General features: G+C 60.5%; 29 protein-coding genes. 14 read left to right on the forward strand and 15 right to left on the reverse strand.

The genetic code is table 11. From position 1 onward, the window contains the following. Positions 1-29: 29 nt before the first annotated feature. The 12 genes from A5747_RS12755 to A5747_RS12810 are packed head-to-tail and all read right to left on the reverse strand — an operon-like array spanning position 30 to position 9,908. Positions 30-503, reverse strand: a complete 474-nt coding sequence (locus A5747_RS12755; RefSeq protein WP_076124699.1) for a hypothetical protein — start codon at positions 501-503, stop codon at positions 30-32. Next, the gene (locus tag A5747_RS12760; RefSeq protein ID WP_076124701.1) at positions 500-1,036 is read right to left on the reverse strand and encodes a hypothetical protein; all 537 of its coding nucleotides are present in this window, start codon (positions 1,034-1,036) and stop codon (positions 500-502) included. Before A5747_RS12760 ends, A5747_RS12755 begins: the two co-directional genes overlap by 4 nt. Beyond that, complete coding sequence (locus tag A5747_RS12765) at positions 1,029-1,373, reverse strand: hypothetical protein (protein ID WP_198938181.1); 345 nt, start codon at positions 1,371-1,373, stop codon at positions 1,029-1,031. The genes A5747_RS12760 and A5747_RS12765 overlap by 8 nt, the downstream gene beginning before the upstream one ends. A 4-nt stretch (positions 1,374-1,377) precedes the next feature. Then, positions 1,378-1,863 (reverse strand): hypothetical protein, encoded by a 486-nt coding sequence (locus tag A5747_RS12770; RefSeq protein ID WP_076124707.1) that lies wholly within the window; start codon positions 1,861-1,863, stop codon positions 1,378-1,380. A 2-nt stretch (positions 1,864-1,865) separates the two neighbouring features. Then, complete coding sequence (locus A5747_RS12775; protein WP_076124709.1) at positions 1,866-3,041, reverse strand: P22 phage major capsid protein family protein; 1,176 nt, start codon at positions 3,039-3,041, stop codon at positions 1,866-1,868. Between the two features lie 40 nt (positions 3,042-3,081). Next, complete coding sequence (locus A5747_RS12780; RefSeq protein WP_158070266.1) at positions 3,082-3,654, reverse strand: DUF4355 domain-containing protein; 573 nt, start codon at positions 3,652-3,654, stop codon at positions 3,082-3,084. Between the two features lie 60 nt (positions 3,655-3,714). Next, the gene (locus A5747_RS12785; RefSeq protein ID WP_076124713.1) at positions 3,715-3,972 is read right to left on the reverse strand and encodes a hypothetical protein; all 258 of its coding nucleotides are present in this window, start codon (positions 3,970-3,972) and stop codon (positions 3,715-3,717) included. Between the two features lie 9 nt (positions 3,973-3,981). Further along, a complete protein-coding gene (locus tag A5747_RS12790) occupies positions 3,982-4,971 on the reverse strand; it encodes a hypothetical protein (protein ID WP_076124715.1) in 990 nt (329 codons plus the stop codon). Further along, positions 4,968-6,392, reverse strand: coding sequence for a phage portal protein (locus A5747_RS12795; protein ID WP_076124717.1), 1,425 nt, complete (start codon positions 6,390-6,392; stop codon positions 4,968-4,970). The genes A5747_RS12790 and A5747_RS12795 overlap by 4 nt, the downstream gene beginning before the upstream one ends. Then, positions 6,392-7,891: a terminase large subunit gene (locus A5747_RS12800; RefSeq protein WP_076124718.1), complete on the reverse strand. Its 1,500-nt coding sequence runs from the start codon at positions 7,889-7,891 to the stop codon at positions 6,392-6,394. Before A5747_RS12800 ends, A5747_RS12795 begins: the two co-directional genes overlap by 1 nt. Before the next feature lie 54 nt (positions 7,892-7,945). Then, positions 7,946-8,296, reverse strand: a complete 351-nt coding sequence (locus A5747_RS12805) for a hypothetical protein (protein ID WP_076124720.1) — start codon at positions 8,294-8,296, stop codon at positions 7,946-7,948. A 22-nt stretch (positions 8,297-8,318) separates the two neighbouring features. Continuing rightward, positions 8,319-9,908 carry a hypothetical protein gene (locus A5747_RS12810; RefSeq protein WP_076124722.1) on the reverse strand — a complete coding sequence of 530 codons (1,590 nt, stop codon included), beginning with the start codon at positions 9,906-9,908 and terminating at the stop codon, positions 8,319-8,321. Between the two features lie 418 nt (positions 9,909-10,326). On the opposite strand from A5747_RS12810, the gene A5747_RS12815 reads away from it, so the two are divergent. From A5747_RS12815 to A5747_RS25080, 14 genes are all read left to right on the forward strand, one after another. Continuing rightward, complete coding sequence (locus tag A5747_RS12815) at positions 10,327-10,536, forward strand: hypothetical protein (protein WP_076124724.1); 210 nt, start codon at positions 10,327-10,329, stop codon at positions 10,534-10,536. A 124-nt stretch (positions 10,537-10,660) separates the two neighbouring features. Next, on the forward strand, positions 10,661-10,909 hold the full coding sequence (locus A5747_RS12820) for a hypothetical protein (protein WP_076124726.1): 249 nt from the start codon (positions 10,661-10,663) through the stop codon (positions 10,907-10,909). Positions 10,910-11,053: 144 nt separating this feature from the next. Then, positions 11,054-11,284: a hypothetical protein gene (locus tag A5747_RS12825; RefSeq protein ID WP_076124728.1), complete on the forward strand. Its 231-nt coding sequence runs from the start codon at positions 11,054-11,056 to the stop codon at positions 11,282-11,284. 1 nt (position 11,285) lies between these two features. Continuing rightward, positions 11,286-11,417, forward strand: coding sequence for a hypothetical protein (locus A5747_RS25650; protein WP_255376715.1), 132 nt, complete (start codon positions 11,286-11,288; stop codon positions 11,415-11,417). Positions 11,418-11,763: 346 nt separating this feature from the next. Then, on the forward strand, positions 11,764-11,982 hold the full coding sequence (locus A5747_RS12835; protein ID WP_076124733.1) for a hypothetical protein: 219 nt from the start codon (positions 11,764-11,766) through the stop codon (positions 11,980-11,982). A gap of 258 nt (positions 11,983-12,240) precedes the next feature. Continuing rightward, entirely contained in the window at positions 12,241-12,654 is a 414-nt protein-coding gene (locus tag A5747_RS12840; RefSeq protein WP_076124735.1) for a hypothetical protein, read from the forward strand. 59 nt (positions 12,655-12,713) lie between these two features. After that, positions 12,714-13,085: a hypothetical protein gene (locus tag A5747_RS12845; RefSeq protein WP_076124737.1), complete on the forward strand. Its 372-nt coding sequence runs from the start codon at positions 12,714-12,716 to the stop codon at positions 13,083-13,085. A gap of 13 nt (positions 13,086-13,098) precedes the next feature. Continuing rightward, on the forward strand, positions 13,099-13,530 hold the full coding sequence (locus A5747_RS12850; protein ID WP_076124739.1) for a hypothetical protein: 432 nt from the start codon (positions 13,099-13,101) through the stop codon (positions 13,528-13,530). Then, on the forward strand, positions 13,527-14,177 hold the full coding sequence (locus tag A5747_RS12855) for a hypothetical protein (protein ID WP_142245557.1): 651 nt from the start codon (positions 13,527-13,529) through the stop codon (positions 14,175-14,177). Before A5747_RS12850 ends, A5747_RS12855 begins: the two co-directional genes overlap by 4 nt. Further along, the gene (locus tag A5747_RS24835) at positions 14,177-14,491 is read left to right on the forward strand and encodes a hypothetical protein (protein WP_142245558.1); all 315 of its coding nucleotides are present in this window, start codon (positions 14,177-14,179) and stop codon (positions 14,489-14,491) included. Before A5747_RS12855 ends, A5747_RS24835 begins: the two co-directional genes overlap by 1 nt. A 186-nt stretch (positions 14,492-14,677) precedes the next feature. Then, the gene (locus A5747_RS24840; RefSeq protein ID WP_142245559.1) at positions 14,678-14,941 is read left to right on the forward strand and encodes a hypothetical protein; all 264 of its coding nucleotides are present in this window, start codon (positions 14,678-14,680) and stop codon (positions 14,939-14,941) included. Then, positions 14,938-15,165: a hypothetical protein gene (locus A5747_RS12860; RefSeq protein WP_076124743.1), complete on the forward strand. Its 228-nt coding sequence runs from the start codon at positions 14,938-14,940 to the stop codon at positions 15,163-15,165. The genes A5747_RS24840 and A5747_RS12860 overlap by 4 nt, the downstream gene beginning before the upstream one ends. Before the next feature lie 36 nt (positions 15,166-15,201). Further along, on the forward strand, positions 15,202-15,435 hold the full coding sequence (locus tag A5747_RS12865; protein ID WP_076124745.1) for a hypothetical protein: 234 nt from the start codon (positions 15,202-15,204) through the stop codon (positions 15,433-15,435). A 474-nt stretch (positions 15,436-15,909) separates the two neighbouring features. Continuing rightward, positions 15,910-16,077 carry a hypothetical protein gene (locus tag A5747_RS25080; protein WP_158070267.1) on the forward strand — a complete coding sequence of 56 codons (168 nt, stop codon included), beginning with the start codon at positions 15,910-15,912 and terminating at the stop codon, positions 16,075-16,077. Positions 16,078-16,751: 674 nt separating this feature from the next. On the opposite strand, the gene A5747_RS25085 is transcribed toward A5747_RS25080, so the two are convergent. The 3 genes from A5747_RS25085 to A5747_RS12875 all read right to left on the reverse strand — a co-directional run bounded on the left by A5747_RS25085 (position 16,752) and on the right by A5747_RS12875 (position 18,116). Continuing rightward, on the reverse strand, positions 16,752-16,925 hold the full coding sequence (locus A5747_RS25085; protein ID WP_158070268.1) for a hypothetical protein: 174 nt from the start codon (positions 16,923-16,925) through the stop codon (positions 16,752-16,754). After that, positions 16,918-17,103, reverse strand: coding sequence for a hypothetical protein (locus A5747_RS12870; protein ID WP_142245560.1), 186 nt, complete (start codon positions 17,101-17,103; stop codon positions 16,918-16,920). The genes A5747_RS25085 and A5747_RS12870 overlap by 8 nt, the downstream gene beginning before the upstream one ends. A gap of 767 nt (positions 17,104-17,870) precedes the next feature. Continuing rightward, positions 17,871-18,116 carry a hypothetical protein gene (locus A5747_RS12875; RefSeq protein WP_233148034.1) on the reverse strand — a complete coding sequence of 82 codons (246 nt, stop codon included), beginning with the start codon at positions 18,114-18,116 and terminating at the stop codon, positions 17,871-17,873. Positions 18,117-18,181: the final 65 nt, after the last annotated feature.

Below are 18,181 nucleotides of genomic sequence, written 5' to 3' on the forward strand. Positions count from 1 at the left end.
GTCCTTATTGAATTGTGGTAGCGCGGACCTTATAGACCGCTGATGATTTGGTCGTATCGCGTCCTGTTGCGAAGACCGACACGGATTCGGAATGTGGCTGGCACGACCCGCGTATCTATCTGCTGCTCATGGGTGAGCAATTCGGGTCCGGATACCTCTTCCGCGCAATGTATCTGGGCGGTGTATCCGTCGTTCATCTTGAACTTGAGGCCCTCAATGGGAAGAAGTACCGCACGAATCACCGACATCGCCTTGTTGGACAATGTGCGGTCCGTCGTGATGACGGTGGCCTGGATAAGGCACTCGTCATAGTTCTTCTCGTAGTCGACGTGGCCGCCGGGTAGGCGGATGAACGTCAACAGCGGTTCCGGGTCTGACTGGTCTAGCCAGTCGTCGTCTTCCCAAATGCCCATCTTGGTTCCCGGAAAGACTTTGCCGAAGAGATCGATCATGAGTTGTTCGATATCGACGAAGTTGTCCTTGAACCAGTCGGGAATGATCATGCAGACATCTCCCTAACTACGGTTTGCAGATCCCTTGCCCCGGGGTGTACGCGCGTGCGGCTGCCCCGTTGTCGCGAGAGCAATGCGTTGGCGTGTTTGCGCGCTAGCGCCCTCTCCGATGGGGATGCCGCCCGGTCCTGTGAAAGCCGGATGAGGCTGTCCAGGCGCCGCGATTGTGCCGGTGACAGCTCCTGGGCCGGCGTGACACTGTGCGTGCCAAACTCGTGGAAGACCCCGTAGTAGAACTCCTTGCCGGGGTTCGGGTTACGGGGGCTATTCCAGGTGCTGACAGGCAGGAGCCCACCCACCAGGATCACGCCGACAAGGCGTGGCTGGCCCTTGATCACTCTGCGGAGTTCGACGAAGGACTGTGCCGACGCGGCGAGCCGTCCGGTCTTCTTTCGCACCTTGGCCTTGTAGAGGTTTGCACCCCTTGCGGCATGAGCGTTCAGAAGGTTCCGGAGGTTTCCGGTCTTTCCGGTGAGAATGGCATCGAGCGCCGGATTGGGCCGCGGCGCATCGATGTTAACCATTCGTGGAAACCACCTGGAAAAGCGTGTAGCCGAAGTCGCGTCCGGTAATCGGACTGTCCTGGTCCCACATGGAGTGGCCCACGACGGCGTATTCCTGACCGTTGGACCGCAGAATGCGGTCACGCGGCTTCACGTCGCTGCCCCGTTTAACCCAGAGCTGCGCAGTGACTGTGGCCGATTCCTTGTGGTCCAAATCGAACCGGTATCGACCAGTGCCCCGTGCGCCATATCCCCAACCGAAGAACCCCTCAACTGTGTGAGTGGTGTTCACCCGGTTGGACATGGTGTCGGTCTTGCCACGCTGGACGGTGAGAGTTTCGGTCTTCTTAGCCCTCAACTCGTCACCACCCGTAGTAGAACTGTCCGCGTTCGGGCAGCGGCGGAATCGGGTGGAACTGGTCCACCCACTCGGGCAGGTACGGATTGTCCGTGTACCACCAGTCGTCGTAGAAGGATTGCTCCCCCCGCGTCGAGCCGATGGTGAACAGGCCGCTCTTGGTCCTGAACCGCCGCAGGATCTGCTGCTCACCCTTGGTGAACAGGTCATCCGGATTGTCGACATAGGTGACCCCGAAGGGACCCATGTTCTCGCTTTGGACGTTTTCTTCCTGATCCAGACGTTCCAGAAGCCGCTTGGTGGCCAACATGACCACGGCTTGGACATCCTGGGGAACGTCGGCGGGGGCGGCCGGCCATACCCGGCCGGCCACCGCCCTTGCCAACGCAGAGACATTCACCAGAGCGGATTGCGCCTGGGTAAGGTCATCACCAGCGAAGGTCCGTTTCATGAACGCCTGGAGATCCGTAATGGTCGCCAGGGTTGTCATGACTAGCTGACCGTGATCGCTACCGTGTCGGTGAGGTTGGCACCCGTCTGCGGGTCCACGTAGGTCGCCGTGATGGTCGTCGAACCAGAGGCGACGCCCGTGACCAGGCCGGTGCTCGCACCAACGGTCGCCTTGGTGGCGTCCGAGCTGGAGTAGGTGCAAGACGAGGTGCGGTTCACACCGTTACTGTCCTTGACCGTGATCTGCTTGGTGTGGTTGACACCGGCAGAAGCGGTCACCGTAGCGGCGGACGGCAGGGCGGTGATGCCCGTGACGCCCAGCTTCAGCTTGGTCGCACGGATGAAGCGGTCACCCATGGCCGGTTCGGTGACGATCTTGTGACCCACGTAGGTGTCGATCAGGGACCGGTCGGTCAGGTTGACGTAGTCGTAGTCCGAGATCCAGCGCAGGGCGAAGCCCAGGCTCGACATGCTCGCGCCAGCGACCACCGAAGCGGGCTTGACGGGGGCAACGTTGGACAGAACGAACGCGGTCTTGTGGAACAGAACCGCCTCGTCGGTGGCCAGCGCGTTGGAGCGGATGACCTGCAAGCCGGCGATGTCCATGACGGTCGCGCGACGCAGGGCCTCGTTGCTGGCGTCACCGCTGTACTCGAAGTGACGGAGCTGCTTGTCCTTCAGCAGAACGCTCTCGAACGTCGAGCCGACAACCAGGGTGCGGTTGGCGTCCGGAATGTTCTCGTCGTTCAGGTACTGCCGGGCGTCCACGATCGACGGGAAGGTGTCATCCGCGTCGGTGTAGAAGGTTTCCTCGTAGGGGGCCGCGTTGAACAGGTTCTGGACGGTGTAGTCCTCCAGACCGTAAGCAACGGCGTCAGCCTGCGGAACGAGCACCTGCTGGGTGAAGGACGCGATGTCCAACGTCAACTGCTCGTCGGTCAGGTTGACCGCGGAGTAAACGACGTTGTCCAGCGTCACCGGCAGGACGTACTCGATCAGGTCGTCCGCGGTGACGTTTCGGGCGGCGCCGGTACCACGGAAGGTACGCTCGCGCGACGCCAGAATGGCCGGGATGCGAACGTTGATGGTGTCGTTTGACGACCCACCGAAGTTAGCGATCGGGTTGGTCCAGATCAACTGCGGCAGGACGATCTTGCGCCGAAGCTGCGTCAGGCCGATTTCGGCCAGAAGCGACGGCTTCTGAAACACGTGTGCCATGTTTAGTTGTGTTTGTCCTATTTAGTTGTGCGTGATGGATTTAACTGGTGAAAGAGGGATCAAACGACCGAATTACATCTGCGGCGGACATTTCCGTACCGCCATCATCGCCACTCGGGGTGACCTTGATCGTCCCATCCCGGGGTGGCTTCTTCTCGTTCTTCGGAAGCGCTTCCAAGAGAACGTCGATATCGGCGAGGATCTCTTCCTCTGATTCACCGCGGACACGATCCCAGAACTTGCGAGGGAGTTCCTTCTCGTCCGCCAGAGAGGCGACGAGCTTCTCGCGCTCGAATCCCTTGATCATGTTCTCCCGCTCCGCTAATGCGGCGGTCAGTTCTTGCAACTTTCTGTCGCGCTTTTCGTCCTCGGACAGCTTCTCGCTCTCAAACTGGTGGACAATGCCCTCCAGTTCGGCGATGCGTGCCGTGGCCTTCTTTTCCGCGGCCTTCTCGGCGCGTGAAATCCGCCCTTTGATAGCGGCGTCGAACTCAGCCTGCGATGTGATCGGTTTGAACGACTCACTTGCATCGGACTCCACGTGGTTGCCCGATTCCTCTGTGGCGGTTTCGGCCGCCGGCGCAGACTCAGTAGTGCCAGTTTCTTCTGACAAGGTGTATTTCCTTTGACCTGCCGTTATGCGTGGCAGTTAACGCTTCCTGGCTTGTGCCAGTTACTTGTGGTTCTTGCCCTCGGCGTCCCGCACCTGCTTTGCATGGGTGGCGGGCCAGATACCCAGGGCGTCGTGGTGGCGTTCGGCGCAGTACCCTTCCGGGTCTTTCACCTTGCCTTCGAGATGGGTGACGCAGCGGGCAAAGTCGCCGGGGGTTCCCCAGCCGATCTGGGCTGCGCCCTCGCCATGACTCCAGTACCAACGAAGCCTGTCGGTCGCCTTGCGATCCGCGGGCGTTACGTTCTTCCCTGCGGTCAAGGCGTCCTCCTAGCTAGCATTTAGCTTCGCGATCGTGTCGTCATAGAACTGAACTTGTGGGGAGTCCTCCCCGAACCCGAGATTGATAAGGCGCTCTCGGTTGGCGCGCACGTTGCCCAAGTCGACGACTGGGGCGTCTTCGTAGGGCGGGGGCGGGACGTAGCCACGGCGGAAAGCCTTGACGGCGTCCTTCCCGCTCGAATTGGCAGTGAGTTTGTCCCACTGAGCCTTGAAGTATTTGGCTCGCTCGTCCATCGAGTCCTCCGTGCGGAAGACTGGACGTAGCGAGCACTTGCAGTGGTCGTGCACCGCGGCGATGTTGTTGCCAAAGTGCTTACTGACCTCGATGAACGAGTCCTGCTTGTAGACGGCGCCCCGTGAGGCGAGCATTGCGCAGAAATAGCACGGATTGGAGTCCGTGAACCGCGCGTATCCGATCACCCTGCGTTCACGCCGGCTGGACAGTTCCGATTCCGGAACCACCTCGGCGAGCTGTGTGGACTGCCGAACGGCCTCGCGACCGCCCTCAGTAGCCTCTTTCACGCCGGCGCCGGTGGATGTCGTCTTGGCGTTGGCCATCGTCTGCCGCTCGATGCCGGCGGTCATCTCTTCGTTGTTGAGCGCCAGTACCCGGGTCGCGTGTTTGATCGCGGCCGGCCCCGTTACGGTCATCGACGCCCGGACTGAATCTGCCGGGAACGGGATGTATGGCGTGGGGATTTGACCCGCGGTGGGGTCAATTGCCCACAGCGAGTGCTGGACGAACCGAGTTCCGAGAGTGACTGACTTGGTGAACTGCTTTTCGAGTTCCAGCATCGCTGCGTGCAACCACGGTGGCGTGCTGCCGTTGAGGTCAGCGAACTTCAGGATCGGAAACAGGATGCCGAGGCCGGCCGCGGTTTGGGCGGCCAGTGCCTCTTGGTCCATTTGGTGTTGGAAGGCCAGCCAGAGCGCCAAGTCCTGCAATGGTTGCGGCTGGCTCTGCTGGGGCTGGGTCATGCCGTCTGTACCGCCCGGTTACCGGGCTGCCGGTTCGGCTGGGGCGCGTTGGCACCCTCGCCGGCGGGGACAGGCTGGTTAACGCCCCAGTACTTGAGTTCCTTGTCCGTTGGATCGTCGGACTCGAAGTACTCATCCCACTCGGCGGCTTCCTCCTGCGTGGTGATCTTGCGCCACAGCGCGCGGGCGGGAGCACCCAGCAGGGCGTGGGCCTTACCCCAGGCATCGACGAGCTGGCCGAGGGAGCGCACGTCGGCGTCGATCCACGTCACGGAGGCGTGGTAGTCGTTGGCCGCGGCCTCATCACCCTCGATCCTGGCGCCGAGGCGCAGGAGCGTGTTGTGGCCGTCGCCGAATGTGACCTGGCGGGCTGCGATCTTGTTGCGGGTGTTGGCTCGCATCTGCTCCAGGGCGTCCGGACCGACGTTGGAGGCGCCGCCGCTCCAGTTCGGGGGGAGCTGGGCGGAGTCCTCAAGGTCGCTGAGGTCGCGCTCGTAGGCCTGGATGATGTCGCCCATGGGGGTCGCGTCCAGGGTTCCGAAGCGGCTTTCGACGCTCGTGCTGACCAGGGTTTCGGACTGGGAGAGCTGCTGGAGGAATTTATCCTGGCTCACGTCGGAGTCGGTGTTGTCCAGGCCGGTGGCCCAGCGCACGCGCCAACTGTTGAAGTGCTGAATCAGCAGGCGGTCAAATTTGGTCTTGTCCAGGCAGGAGGCGACGGAGATGAGGTCTTCGACCTCGCCCTTGATAATCCCGTCGAGGTCGATCGTGTTGACGTAGCGCACGATCGGCGTCACGCCGATGTTGTGCTCGGTCGTCGTAATGGGCGCGTTCTCGGGGAACATGCCGAGCTTCGACATGGGGATGTCGTAGTACTCGTGGTCGTTATAGAAGCGGACCGTCGATCCGTTGGGCAAGATCTCCAGCGCGTACACCGGGTAGTCGTCGGCGACCTGGTCCTCGTAGAGGCCGAAGCAGCGCATCGGAGACAGGCCTCGAAGAACCGCCTTGGCGCCCTCCTCTTCGCCGGGCAGTGCGCGGCCGAAGGCGAAGCCGTACCGCAGTGCGGCGCGGTGGATGGACATTTGGCGTGCGTGCATCCGGTTGGCGTTCCAGGTCTCCCACGGGCCGGCGACGTTTCCTGTCGAGCCCTGGGTGCGGTAACCGTCGACCAATAGCGTCTGGGTGAAGGCCTCGACCACCAGGGCGAGCCAGGGGGTCTTGGCGAGGTTCATCAGCGCCCGCTTCTCCTTGCTCGCGTGAGCGGGGACAAGGAACTCGGGCTTGTTGATGTTGCGCGACCAGGCGTGGATGTATTCCAGCCGCTGTCGCTGCTTCTCGAAGTGCTCCCACACGACATCGTTCAGGTACTGCCTGACGTTGGAGGCGTTGATGTCGGCCGGGATCTCAATGCTGGCCATCAGGAGACCCCACCGATCAGTAGGCGCCCCGGCTTTTTGGTGTTCAGGGTTTCTTCAACTCCTTCAAGAGTCAGAGCGCGGTTCGCATAGGAACACGCCACAATCCCGGTGATGTCGATGGAGGTGGACTTGCGTAGCCAGCCCCAGCCCCCGACAAAGTCGGGATTGCCGATGTTGTATTTGGAGGCACCCGCGAGGCCGGCCAGAAGTGCCGGATCGTCGATGTGGGTGACCTGCGCCCCGTAGATGTCGTCCTCGAACTGCATCGTCGCGTGCGCAACGTCGGTGGTGCCGAAGTACTTGACCTTGTAACCGATCTGCTCCAGCTCGGGTCCAAAGACGCCGGCCTGTCCGCCAAGTTGCACGACGGCGACCTTGGGCGGGTTGGAGGAGGTGATCAGTTTCTGGGCGGTCGGGATAATCCAGTTGGTCCCCGAGTCCGCGGCGACAACCTCGACGTGCCGGCGGCCATCGGGCCACCATTCGGCAATCGCAATCGAGCCCCGCTGGCGGTCCGGTGACACGTCCACGCAGATTGCGCGGTTGAGTCCGTCATCCGGCGCCATGTCGACCGTGCAGTTCTTCCACGCATTCAAGTCGATGATCGCGCTCATGGCCGGGTCGTCCCACATGCCAAGGTGCTCGCGGGCGAACTCCTTGATGCCGAGCTTGTGCTCGTACTCTTCCCGCAGGAAGTCGACCGGGCAGATGCCACGGACACCCAGTGACGGGTTGGCCCGCTTCCAGTTCTCGAAGTCGTGCGGGTCTGACCCCTCTTCGCAGGACCATTCGGCGAACATGAGGCTCGCTTCCGGGTCCGGATTGGCGTGCAGCAGCTTCCCGCGCTCGCGGATACGGATCAGGACTTCGGAGCCCTCGGTGCCGGCCGACGTGGTGTACCACGTTTGCGGATTGATCGAGGCCTGCTGAAGCGATGACAGGGAGCCCATCATCACGTCCTCAAGGGCGAAAGCCTCGTCGAGGACCATCAGATCAATCTTCGTTCGACCACGCTTAGCGTTCTTCCCGCGGGCCACGTAGTGGATGAATCCGGCCTTCTTGTTGCCCTTGGTCGGGTCGTGGCGAATCGACATCTCTGCGGCGCCCGTTTTGTGGGGCGTAATGCACTCGTCTTCAAGCTCCTCGCAGTTGCCAATGAAGGTGGTCAACTCGCGAAAAGCGTCGCGTGCAGTGTCGAACTCGTGGGCGGAGTGCATGATGCGCTCGCCGAGCAGGAATAGGCCGGCCAATTGGCGGGCATAGACGCAAACGTTCTTGCCGTTCTGCCGCGGCGCGATCAGAAGAACCGATTTGGCGCACCAGCGGGTGTCGACGTTCTGCCCCATCGACTTGCGAACGATCATTTCCTCCCACGGGAGGAGTTCGAGACCGCAAATGCCAGCTAGGTCGATCGCGTCGTCGCCGAGAGTGGTGAAGTATGCAGGGTAGTGTTCGAGGCGCGGGGTCTGATATCCAATCAGACCGTCCATGGCACCCATGGCGCGTCAGGCTCGATGGTAAGGAAGCCGACCTCTGTGTATTCGTCGGGCCATTCACTGTCCTGCGGCACGCTTCTCCCTCTTTTCCCGCTGCTCGGCCAGGCGATCGGCCACTGAGACCTTCTCGCCGGCAGTTGGCAGCTCCTTGAAGCCCATCCGGGTCAAGATGGCGGACAACGCGGCCAACTGCTGACGCTGCTCAGGGATCAGGGGATTGATGATCTCTGTTCCCTGCTTGTTCACGTCAGTGAGGCCGCGACGCGGGATCTCTTTGTCTATTTCGTCCAAGCGGTCGGCAATCCGGCAGGCATTCAGGAGGAGAGTCTTGTGCGGGACCGAAAGTTCCCGGTCTTTACTGACCTCATCCCATAATGCTTGGCCGGCTTCCCCGAGGCCGTCCGTCAATGGAACCTCCTGGTTTGTCGGGCTACTTCGTCAGTTGAACGACGAAATAGCTGGAATGATCGAAGGTGTAGACCCGCAGCACGTCAACCTCATTCGGCAAGGTGGTCAACGACAGCGGAACAGGAACGGCATAGGCATTTTCGGGCAGCGTTACCGTCCCGGGCGCTCCAGAGCCGGGCTGAATGAGCAGAAGGTCGTAGACCGCGTGACCAGTAAGGCCAGTGTTCTCAAAGGTGAGCGTGTTGTTGCCGTTGGCGAGCTGAGTGATAAAGGCATTGCCGCTCTCCAGGTGGACCGTGCCGTTATCAACGAAACCGGCGCCACCGGACATCGCGCCGCCATAGGAGAGGGTCTGCGGTGAGACCATCCGCCCGAATGTGGCGTCGATATTCCTGAACCCGGCGAAGCTGAACCAGCCATGCTGTGTGCCGGCGGTCCAGTCGCTAAAGCCGGTGACACGGAAGAAGTTGATGATGCCGCTGGCCCAGATGAAGGCGCCTGCGCCGAGGTTCAGCGTGACGTGCCCCGGAGTAGCACTTTCCGCCATGCCACCGTTCTCGATTCCAATGAACAATTGGCAGGTTTCAATCCGCGCCGTGTCCGAATCGGTGGCGCCAACGGTGAGGGCCACGCCCGTATTGGTATCGGAGGCCGTCAAGGTCTCATTGCGGGTGCCGAAGCCGCCACTGGCGTGGCAGTTGTAGCAGTTTCCGCGGATGGTCAAAGACGAATGGGTCATGATGCCGTTGCGGATGACAACGCCGTTCTGGTTGGCGTATGCCTTGATCGTGAACGACCAGTCACTATAGGAGAAACTGGGGTCTCCAGTCACGCTGTGCTCGAAGACCACCGCGGTGTCGCAGTTGTCGATCGTGGCGGCGCATTGGGCGCGCTCGCTGAGCTGCTTGGTGTTCTCCAGTCGGATTCCCACGCAGCCCGCCGCGGCAAAGTCGCAAATCCACACATCGCGGATACGCATGTTGTAAAGGTCGCCGGCATGGATACCGGTGCTGTTGGCGCCGGCGGAGAAGCCCATGATCTTCAGGCCCGAGATGAGGCCGGTCTTTGAGGGCGGGAAGATCGTATCCGGATCGTAGAGTCGAATGCAGTCGCCCGTCCCTACCCAGTCAAGTGTCGTCTGCTCGATGCCCTGCCCCTTGAGGGCCTGGTTTCCGGCGAGGGTAATCGTTTGGGAGAGGGTGTACTTACCGATGCCGAATTGCAGAATGCCCGGGCTCGACCCCATCGCGTCCAGCGCCGCCGCTACCGCGGCGTCCGAATGCACGGTCCCCGTGGCGTCGGCGCCAAAGCTGTCCACGTGGTATATCCGGGCCTCCTCGCCCTCACCGACCTCCACGGCGCCGTCGTGCGACCAGTAGAGAGCGCGGGCGACCTTGCGGACCTCGAAAATGACCTGCTGTCCGCGGCTCGACAATGTCACCGGAGCAGCGCTGCCGTCCAGGAAGGCGTCACCCGGCGCCGGCGAAATAGACACGGCATTGGCGGAGCCGTCCACCTTGCGAACCACTACGGTGTCGCCCGGGCGGACGCTCGACAAGTTCGGCAGTGCCGGCGAAAGGGGGCCGGCCGATGCGTCGTACGGATTGACCAAGCCAGCGAATGGCGGGGTGGATGTCGAGCGGACTGAAGTAGTACCTAAACGGTCAACCTGAGCTGTCAAGGGGGGACCTCTTTCGGGTCATTGGGGGCTGAATTGACAGCCGATTTCCCGGGAAAATCTGGTGGAGAGAGAGCGGGCGCTGTGCGGATCGAGGCGGGCGCGCTGGGCGCGGAGGGGTACCCGCCAGGGGTGGTGACCATCTACCTGCACGGATGGTCGCAATGGCCTCTCATTTGCCCGCTGGCGCACGTTCAGGCGTTGCCCTTGTCATCGGTCATGCCCATCCCTATTCGTCGCTGTGTGTGCATGGGCAGAGCGTTGTGCGGTAGGTACTGATTGCATGATGTGTTGAAAGAATTTCTTGCGTATGAGTTGACACATACCCATGCATGGGCGTAGTGTCCTATGCATGAGCACCAAGAGCGCGCGAGACCTACGAGCTGGCGACGTGGTACAGGTCAATGCACAGACCGCATGGCGTATCACCGAGATCACCCGTCTCACCGACAAGGCGATCAGCTACAACGCAACGTATGTGCAATGCGACTGGTCGCCAGCACGGATCGGCACTACGGTCACGTACAGGCATCGACTCGGTACACAGGTGGTCGTGCGATGACCGCCACTATCCGCGAGATCAAGCCCCAAGAGTTTGTGATCCGCTATGACGGGCACACACTGAGGCAGCACTACTTCACACGCCCGGCCGCTGAGTATGCGGCAGCACAGTTAGGGGTTATGCGATGAACGTTTCACACACCATCACGATTACAGATGACCGCGACGGTTGCACCTACACCCGCGACTACATCAACTCGGCCGACTGGTCGCACGACGTACACGACATGCTGGGCATTGTTCTGCCGGGCGTTGTCCCCCACTTCGCAGACCTCCGTAATTCCTACGGTGGCGGCGAGGCTAGCGGGCCGCTATTCGACGCTGATGGCGTTATCGTGGGCCGCTACGAATCCAAAGACTTGGGCACCAAGTAACCACAACCACGGAGGGGTAACACCATGTCACAGCAAGCCACCCGGTTACGTCGCAAGTACACGCGGGCACAGATACGGACGGATCTTAATGCGCGGGAGTATGCGCGGGAGGTTTACTACTACCAGAGGAAGGCGGTTTAGCCCATGGACCCGAATGCAACGCTCGAAATGATCCGCGAACAACTCAAGGCCTTCTATGCGGAGCGCGATGCGGAGTTCGACGCTATCGCACTGGCCGACATGGTGGCAGCGCTAGATGACTGGTTGTCGCGCGGCGGTTTCCTGCCGGACGCATGGAAGGGTCAAACCTACTCGCGGCCAGATATCGTTAACGGTACCGGCTGGACACGCGGTGCGCGCTTTAGGCAGGTCTGACATGTCCTACCTCGCCCGCTACTCAGTAGCCATCTTCGCCATTGCGTCGGCATTGTTCGGCCTCGGCATGGGTGCGAGCGGCATAGACCAGCTCGCGCAGTATCAACACCAGCATCCCGAAATATCAATCTGAGCACTACCCCCACGGAATAGGGAGTTAGAACCATGGCACGGCAGCACACTACCGGCAGTATTTGCGTTGACTGCCTCATGTTGACGGCTAACGGTGAAATGCCGCCCGACCTTACCGAGTCGCAGTGTCACAATTACGTACGAGCAATCGAGTCGCATCCCAACTACGGGGCAGAGATGACGCTAGGTCACCTGCACGATAGCCCTGACGCTCAGTGCTGGCACGCTGGCGAAGAATGCGGGGATGACTGCGAGTGTGAGCGGACTACGTTTAGCTCACGCGAGTGCGACGTGTGCGGCTCAGACTTGGCCGGCGAACGCCACGACGTGACATTTTGGTGGGACGAATGACCGCCATGTCCGAGCTAGCCACAGAGCTAGACCTTAACTGGATCGAGACCCATGATGGTTACGAACACATCAGCGGTGAATACGTCATGCTGTGGTGGAACAGTAACCGGGAGAATGTGAGCCTTTACCGCATGGTGAGGGGTGAGCTGCGATTGCTTGACAGCGGCAGCGTGTCGGACGCGCTCGCGGTGGTGCGATGGGAGTCGGGACGGTGATTGAACGCGGTAGGACGGTTCATGTTCGTAACACGCGGCCGAGCGGGTGGGTCGGCACTGTCCGGTCACTGACCGGGACGACGTACACGATTGTCGCGCCGAATGGCGCGCGGAAGTTTGTCGACTACACGAGGCAGGAGGTTACAGCGCTGTGACGAAGTTTCTGGTGTCGCTGATGATTGGGTGCGTCATTGCCATCGCGGCATTGCCAAGTGATCAAGAGCTGGCCAGTGTGCCGGCCTATTCGGAGGAGCAACCATGACCGATCAGACGCTTAACGACCAGATGGAATTCGGCCGTGTTATCCAAGTCCACGCGGACGGTACCGTTACCCACCCGAAGGGCGTTTACGGCCCCGAAGTTGTCTATGTAGAGCTGGACAGTGACGGGCAGATGATCGGCAGTGACAGCCGCGACGGAACCGATGTGCTCGTGGACAGGTGGGACGGCTGGGAGTACATGCAGGGCTATACCGGACAGTATCTGAGTACTAGCCGAAGTTTCATCATGCATGCGTCCGAATATATCGGCGGACGAATGGAGCGCGACATACTGGCGCGGCCGGGCTATTACGTCGCGGTGGTCGTTGACGGCCTGCCGCCTACGGAGGAGTTCAACCCTAACGAGGATTACAACGTAGGCTGGGCTGTCGCATATCAGCGTATGCCTTGACACATACGCACCTATCTACTACCATCAGAGATACCAACACCACGGAAGGGTGACAGACAATGAGTGAACGAGACCGCGAAATACTCGCAAAGCACGTTGAGGGCACGGCCAACACCATTCGCCAGTATGTAGACATACTGGAAGGCGAATCATCGCCAGCCGGCCGAGAGGCTATTTACGCGCTGGCGCACGATGAGGGCGTAGACCCCGACGACTTCGACTACACGGAGTCATTGCAGGAATGGCCGCTCGAAATCGTTGACGAGCGCGGCCGAGAGTTCGCCGTGGTCCTGTCAACAGGCGGTCCGCATGTCGAGGTAGTGGCGGACGGTCTGTCTAGCCCGCGCCTTGAGGGCTATTGGGGCGGTGAGCGGGTTACCCGTTACGGCGACTACCTGAGCACGTTTCTCGACTACTTTATTGAGCGCTAGGGAGGTTTTAACGATGAATATCAGAGAGTACGTCGAAGCTAAGGGCTGGCACGTCGAGGTATTAGAAGATCACGGCTTACAGGATCGCGACCCGTTCAACTACGTTGACGCTCCGCCGGCGAAATGGCAGCACTACAGCTACCGGGTGCGTGTCCACAACGGCAACGGTCAGCATTTCGACAGCCCATGGGCGCAAGGCACCGCGATTACGGCCAGCCCTACCGAGCAGGTCGCCGAGATTGTCGATAGCCTACTTAGCGACGTATGGTCGTACCAGCAGGCGCGCGACTTTGAAGATTGGGCGCTGGACTTCGGATACGACACAGACTCGCGCAAGGCCGAGAAGCTGTACCGGCAGATAGCGGCAATGGAACCGGGCGTCGTGGCACTGTTTGGCGATCAAGACGAGTTTGAACGTGTCGCTACCGAAGTAGAGAGGCTGTGACCATGCACGAACTTGACTCGCAAACGATCGACACACCGGCCGGCGAATACCGCGTGACGTGGTATCACGACGAGGACGCCAACCAGCCAGAGGACGAAGGGTTTAACCTCTTGGTCCACGGCTGGGAACGTTACGGCGCGGATAGCCGGATTGACATTGAATACGGCGGAGGGCATCTAGCCGGCGAGGTTATGTCGGTACTCCTCACCAGCGGAACGAATCGCGAGGACTCGTGGCCGTGGGAGCTGCGTAGTGGCGCGGCATTAGTCCGCTATCTACGGCTGAAGGACCGCAAGGGTGTCACGCTGGTTGACCTCGACTATCGTCCCGTAGAGCCGTCTAGCGACCGCTGGCAGCGTGTCTACGGCGTCGCGTGGTCGCCGGATGACGCGACCGATCCTGACGAGTACGTGAAAAACCGTCTAGCCGAATGGCGTGCATGGGCCGAGGGCGATTGCTTCGGGTGGGTAGTGACCGACCCGACCGGTAGGGAGATTGAGTATGGGTCCGTTTGGGGTTATTACGGCTTTTGGGACGGCGGTCGCGAATGGTCGCTGGAAGATGCCAAGGGCGAAGCCATAGCGGACGCCGAAAGCAGGATCGAGCAGGCTAACCGTGTTGGTGCCGGGATAGTGGGGTTAGTGTGATGGCCCACGAGTTTAAGCCCTACGCCGATAACCCTGACTACTGCGTAGCGGAACTGCCAGATAGTGGTGACACGTGCAATCGGCCGCGCGAAGATCACACCGTGCACTGGACCGTAACAGATTTCAAGGGCAATAGCGTCCAGTTTGACGGTGGGCGCGACTTACACATCGCCCTGGACATAGCCTATGGTCAATACCGAGTGTCGCTTTACGGCAACGCTGAGCATTGGGAAATTGTTAATAGTGCCGGTGACCGATACCCGCGCGAGTCTGAATATGACTGGCAGGTTAATGAGTACGGGTATGAGCGATGACTGAGCTATGGGAGATTCTGTTTCCGGGGCACAGTTGTCACGTCGGGGCTGTCTATTTGCCATGCGGCGCGCCAGATGGCGATGTAATCCGCGCGGCCAAAGATCGATACGGCCGAAGGGCTCTTGCCTACCGCCGTAGCGGTGACGAGACATGGACGACGATTGAGCACGAGAGGATTTACTAGCATGGTCAAGATCTACAAGACTCTAACCCCGCGCCAGTATGTGCGCGAGTATGGCGCACGAGTGCCCATCGGAATCCAGACAGTGAAGGTGCCCGTTTTCAATGTACGTCTAGCCAAGCATGGCAGAACGCACAAGCAGGACGGCGACCGCGATGGCGATTACACCGTATGCGGGCTGCCGATTACTCCTGACGCGGTAGCGGGCAGGGAAGTTACGTGCCAGGGATGCATCCGCGGGCTGCGCGCTTGGATCGATCAGCCATGACCGTAGACCTTAAAGCCATCCGCACTACCGCCGGCCTCACCCCGACAGAGATGGCCGCGCAATTGGGGCTCAGCCCTCGCAGCGGGCGCATAACCGTCTCGTTGATGGAGGGCCGGGACGATTGGCTACTGTCGTCGCTGTCCGCCTACTTCAAGGCGTGCGGGGCGGTAGCGGAGTTGGTTGTGACGGTAGAAGGTGACGAGTTTAGGTTTACCGTCGCGTAGGGACGGTTTGATTACCCACGGAAGGGAGTAAGTAACATGGGAAACCCGGCAATGTACAGCGGTATGCTGGCCGAACTGCTAGACAACGTGCTAGGCGAATTTGAGGAGACAACGGCCAACCTGGGAGAAGAAGCGTCAATCGAGGATTACGCGGCCGATGTTGTCAGCATGCTAAACCGTTACTACCTAGAACCGGACCCGCTCGCGGACCGGAATGAGAGCTACAAACCACCAACGTTCATTGTGGACGTGATGGGTGACGACGCATGACCACCGGAATCGTCCTCCTGGCGACGTTCTCGCCAATCTGGATACAACTATTGGTCAATGGCGCAAAGTGGCCCAGCGGGCGAATCACGGTCGTTAAGCGGCGCGGGGAGATTTGGATAGGGCGCGTGGGATTCTTCTATCACAAGCTGTACGGCGTCGAGACTCCGCGATTCTCGCTATACGGTCCATCGCCGAAGTTCAAACGGGAGCTTGAACGGATTAGGATGGGGCGATGAGTATGCGTTCCGTAGGCCGTAAGGCTATGTTCTGCGTACTCGCGGCGCTAGTGTTCCTGTCGGCGCCCGACGCTAAGGCTGACCCGAGCTGTCACCCTGGCGCGTGGAACAACACGTGCGGGACATGGCCCGGGCAATTACAGCCAACATGGGAAGTACCGCCCTACGGCGGATGGGGCTACGGGCCGCGGTCACCGATCGCGTGCAATCCGATTGACCTCACCTGCCAGCCGTACACATGATCTGGCTTATCGTCGGCCTCGTCGGGGTCGGGCTGATCATCCTTGGCCATGTTGCCGAAGGGTGGCAGGTTGAACCTGTGGACGACGACCAGCCGGAACCGGACGAGACGCCAACCGAAGTGCTCGACTGGAATGGCGACCCGATAGTGGACTTGGATCTGTAAGGAGGGTATGAAAGTGAGTCACGTTACCTGGACGGAGGACACCCCGAGGGGGGTTGTGCAGGTTACATGGAACGGTGTCACATACATGGTGGACGGGGTAGTTGTGCCGCCAGAACGCTACACTGTGGCCATTGCGACGGGGAATTGGTGATGAGGATGCGCAGCGGCCGGCGCAGAAGGGGCAGCGCGGGCCAGGGGGCGAAGGGCGTGCTGGCCGGCATAGCGGTTGTGCTAGCCCTGTCAGCGGGTACACATGCCTGTGACGAGCAGAGAGCGATACACCAGGAGGTCCGTAGTGTCGAACGATAGTGTCTACGTAGCGCACATCGTAGCTATTAACGGCATTGGCTACATGAGTGCCCACCGCTCATTCCAAACGGCAGAGCAGGCACTCGTAGACAAGGCGATTGATTGGGGGTTCAATAGCCACGGCGAACGACTTGAGGTTGTAGACGACCTGGACGACAACCCCTACGTCCGCAGTTACGGCGTCAGCCATCTTCCGATCGAAGCGTAGGGCTACATCATGCAGGTTGACTATTGGCCGTACGCGGTGGCGTCGCTATTCGTCATACTGCTGATCGGAATGAAGAAGTTCGGATAGGAGGCACTATGTTGCACTACCTGCTGGTGATGGTCCGCCGGGGACTGTTTCAACAGCCCCGCAAGCATGGCTAAACGTCGCGCTGTACGGAGATGACACCGCGCGAGGAGCCACTATCGGCACCCCACAAGCAGACGGGGCTGTCCGCCGGCCAGTCGGGCACGGCGTCAACCAGGCTGCGCAGATCGGCCAGCGTCCAGTTCTCGCGGACAACCTCGTGAATGTCGCGGGTGGTGTCAGCCATTTGATCCCTTCAACTTCTTGATCGGTAGCCAGTCGCTCACACAACACGACACCGCGATAGCGCCGGGGTAGGCGGCTGCGGTCTCGTGGGCGAGCACTTCGGAAGCGACGCGCACGACGCGGTTCAGGTCGGGGTATTGCACGCCGTACCAGGTTCGGACGGTCGGGAGAATCTGCACGTCAAAGTCCTTCACAATCGCCAGACCTGCCCGCACGAGCAGTGAACCAGATAGAGCCACATCGTCTTGTCGAGGTGTTGGCGGTGTCGACACACGCTGCGGTGCCACCACATGAGGAGTTCGATCATTCGTCATCCTCGAAGTAATGGGTGCCACGACCGCAACCGCAATCACCATTGTCAGCGATTGGGAAGTTGCACTCGGTGCAGTAGAAGGGGCTCATTCGGCCCACGCTGCGTCGTGAACGTTGTCAACGATCAGACAGAACCATTCCGGATCTGTTGCACGGCCTGCGACGACAATCCACACCGAGTCGTCCCGGCAGTAGTCGTCGACCGTAACCGGCAGGCCGAGCAGTGAGCGATAGACACTATCGCGCGGACCCATCGTCAAGGGGCCTCGGATTAGGTCAGATGATGCACTCGCCGGCGTGTTCACATCGCCACCATTCGCATTTGTCGTCGTTGCAAATGTTGATCGGCTTGGTGTCGATCAATTCGAGAAGGTCAGCGTCGTCAACGTCCACGCGGATCACCTTCCAGATAGAAACCGTGCTCTGCCATGTGCTCAACCAGGCGGCCCTCTGCCGCGGCGCGGTTGATATCCTCCTGGCCCCACCGGGGTCCAAGGAACACATCCCTACCGGGGATTAGGGCGGGGCCGAGGTCATTCACCGCAGAACCAATCCCATGCCGACTCGGCTAAATCGCCCAACGATGATTCGCAAAACCAATTCCATGATGATTCGGCCAGCCCCACGCGGTCACTCACGATCCCACCAACACTCGCCGGGCGATACGCTCCACATTGAAGTTGGACACGTTGCCGGCCAGGGTCGAGGTGGGAACGTCCACGTCGCTTTCGGTCCACTGGCCGTTCTTGGCGCGCTTACCGCGACGCTCAGTGCGAACGGTCTGCTTGTTGGCCAGGAGCGACCCGAGAATCTGTTGGTCGATGAGGTTGGCTTTCGCAACCGGCTTGGGGGTCATCGGCGGCGCTTCCGGTAGGGGCATTCGGGGAGTTTCGTCTTGTTGCCGAACACATCTTCGGCCGGCATGTAGCCGATCGTCTTGTTGCA

This window comes from Mycobacterium sp. IS-836, from assembly GCF_001954275.1.
Lineage (GTDB): Bacteria > Actinomycetota > Actinomycetes > Mycobacteriales > Mycobacteriaceae > Mycobacterium.

Excerpts from the sequence above, each read along its gene's own strand:
- A5747_RS12755 (WP_076124699.1), bottom strand. The coding sequence starts at position 503 with ATGATCATTCCCGACTGGTTCAAGGACAACTTCGTCGATATCGAACAA.
- A5747_RS12760 (WP_076124701.1), bottom strand. The coding sequence starts at position 1,036 with ATGGTTAACATCGATGCGCCGCGGCCCAATCCGGCGCTCGATGCCATT.
- A5747_RS12770 (WP_076124707.1), bottom strand. The coding sequence starts at position 1,863 with ATGACAACCCTGGCGACCATTACGGATCTCCAGGCGTTCATGAAACGG.
- A5747_RS12775 (WP_076124709.1), bottom strand. The coding sequence starts at position 3,041 with ATGGCACACGTGTTTCAGAAGCCGTCGCTTCTGGCCGAAATCGGCCTG.
- A5747_RS12790 (WP_076124715.1), bottom strand. The coding sequence starts at position 4,971 with ATGACCCAGCCCCAGCAGAGCCAGCCGCAACCATTGCAGGACTTGGCG.
- A5747_RS12795 (WP_076124717.1), bottom strand. The coding sequence starts at position 6,392 with ATGGCCAGCATTGAGATCCCGGCCGACATCAACGCCTCCAACGTCAGG.
- A5747_RS12800 (WP_076124718.1), bottom strand. The coding sequence starts at position 7,891 with ATGGGTGCCATGGACGGTCTGATTGGATATCAGACCCCGCGCCTCGAA.
- A5747_RS12815 (WP_076124724.1), top strand. The coding sequence starts at position 10,327 with ATGAGCACCAAGAGCGCGCGAGACCTACGAGCTGGCGACGTGGTACAG.
- A5747_RS12820 (WP_076124726.1), top strand. The coding sequence starts at position 10,661 with ATGAACGTTTCACACACCATCACGATTACAGATGACCGCGACGGTTGC.
- A5747_RS12825 (WP_076124728.1), top strand. The coding sequence starts at position 11,054 with ATGGACCCGAATGCAACGCTCGAAATGATCCGCGAACAACTCAAGGCC.
- A5747_RS25650 (WP_255376715.1), top strand. The coding sequence starts at position 11,286 with ATGTCCTACCTCGCCCGCTACTCAGTAGCCATCTTCGCCATTGCGTCG.
- A5747_RS12835 (WP_076124733.1), top strand. The coding sequence starts at position 11,764 with ATGACCGCCATGTCCGAGCTAGCCACAGAGCTAGACCTTAACTGGATC.
- A5747_RS12840 (WP_076124735.1), top strand. The coding sequence starts at position 12,241 with ATGACCGATCAGACGCTTAACGACCAGATGGAATTCGGCCGTGTTATC.
- A5747_RS12845 (WP_076124737.1), top strand. The coding sequence starts at position 12,714 with ATGAGTGAACGAGACCGCGAAATACTCGCAAAGCACGTTGAGGGCACG.
- A5747_RS12850 (WP_076124739.1), top strand. The coding sequence starts at position 13,099 with ATGAATATCAGAGAGTACGTCGAAGCTAAGGGCTGGCACGTCGAGGTA.
- A5747_RS24835 (WP_142245558.1), top strand. The coding sequence starts at position 14,177 with ATGGCCCACGAGTTTAAGCCCTACGCCGATAACCCTGACTACTGCGTA.
- A5747_RS24840 (WP_142245559.1), top strand. The coding sequence starts at position 14,678 with ATGGTCAAGATCTACAAGACTCTAACCCCGCGCCAGTATGTGCGCGAG.
- A5747_RS12860 (WP_076124743.1), top strand. The coding sequence starts at position 14,938 with ATGACCGTAGACCTTAAAGCCATCCGCACTACCGCCGGCCTCACCCCG.
- A5747_RS12865 (WP_076124745.1), top strand. The coding sequence starts at position 15,202 with ATGGGAAACCCGGCAATGTACAGCGGTATGCTGGCCGAACTGCTAGAC.
- A5747_RS25080 (WP_158070267.1), top strand. The coding sequence starts at position 15,910 with ATGATCTGGCTTATCGTCGGCCTCGTCGGGGTCGGGCTGATCATCCTT.
- A5747_RS25085 (WP_158070268.1), bottom strand. The coding sequence starts at position 16,925 with ATGGCTGACACCACCCGCGACATTCACGAGGTTGTCCGCGAGAACTGG.
- A5747_RS12875 (WP_233148034.1), bottom strand. The coding sequence starts at position 18,116 with ATGCCCCTACCGGAAGCGCCGCCGATGACCCCCAAGCCGGTTGCGAAA.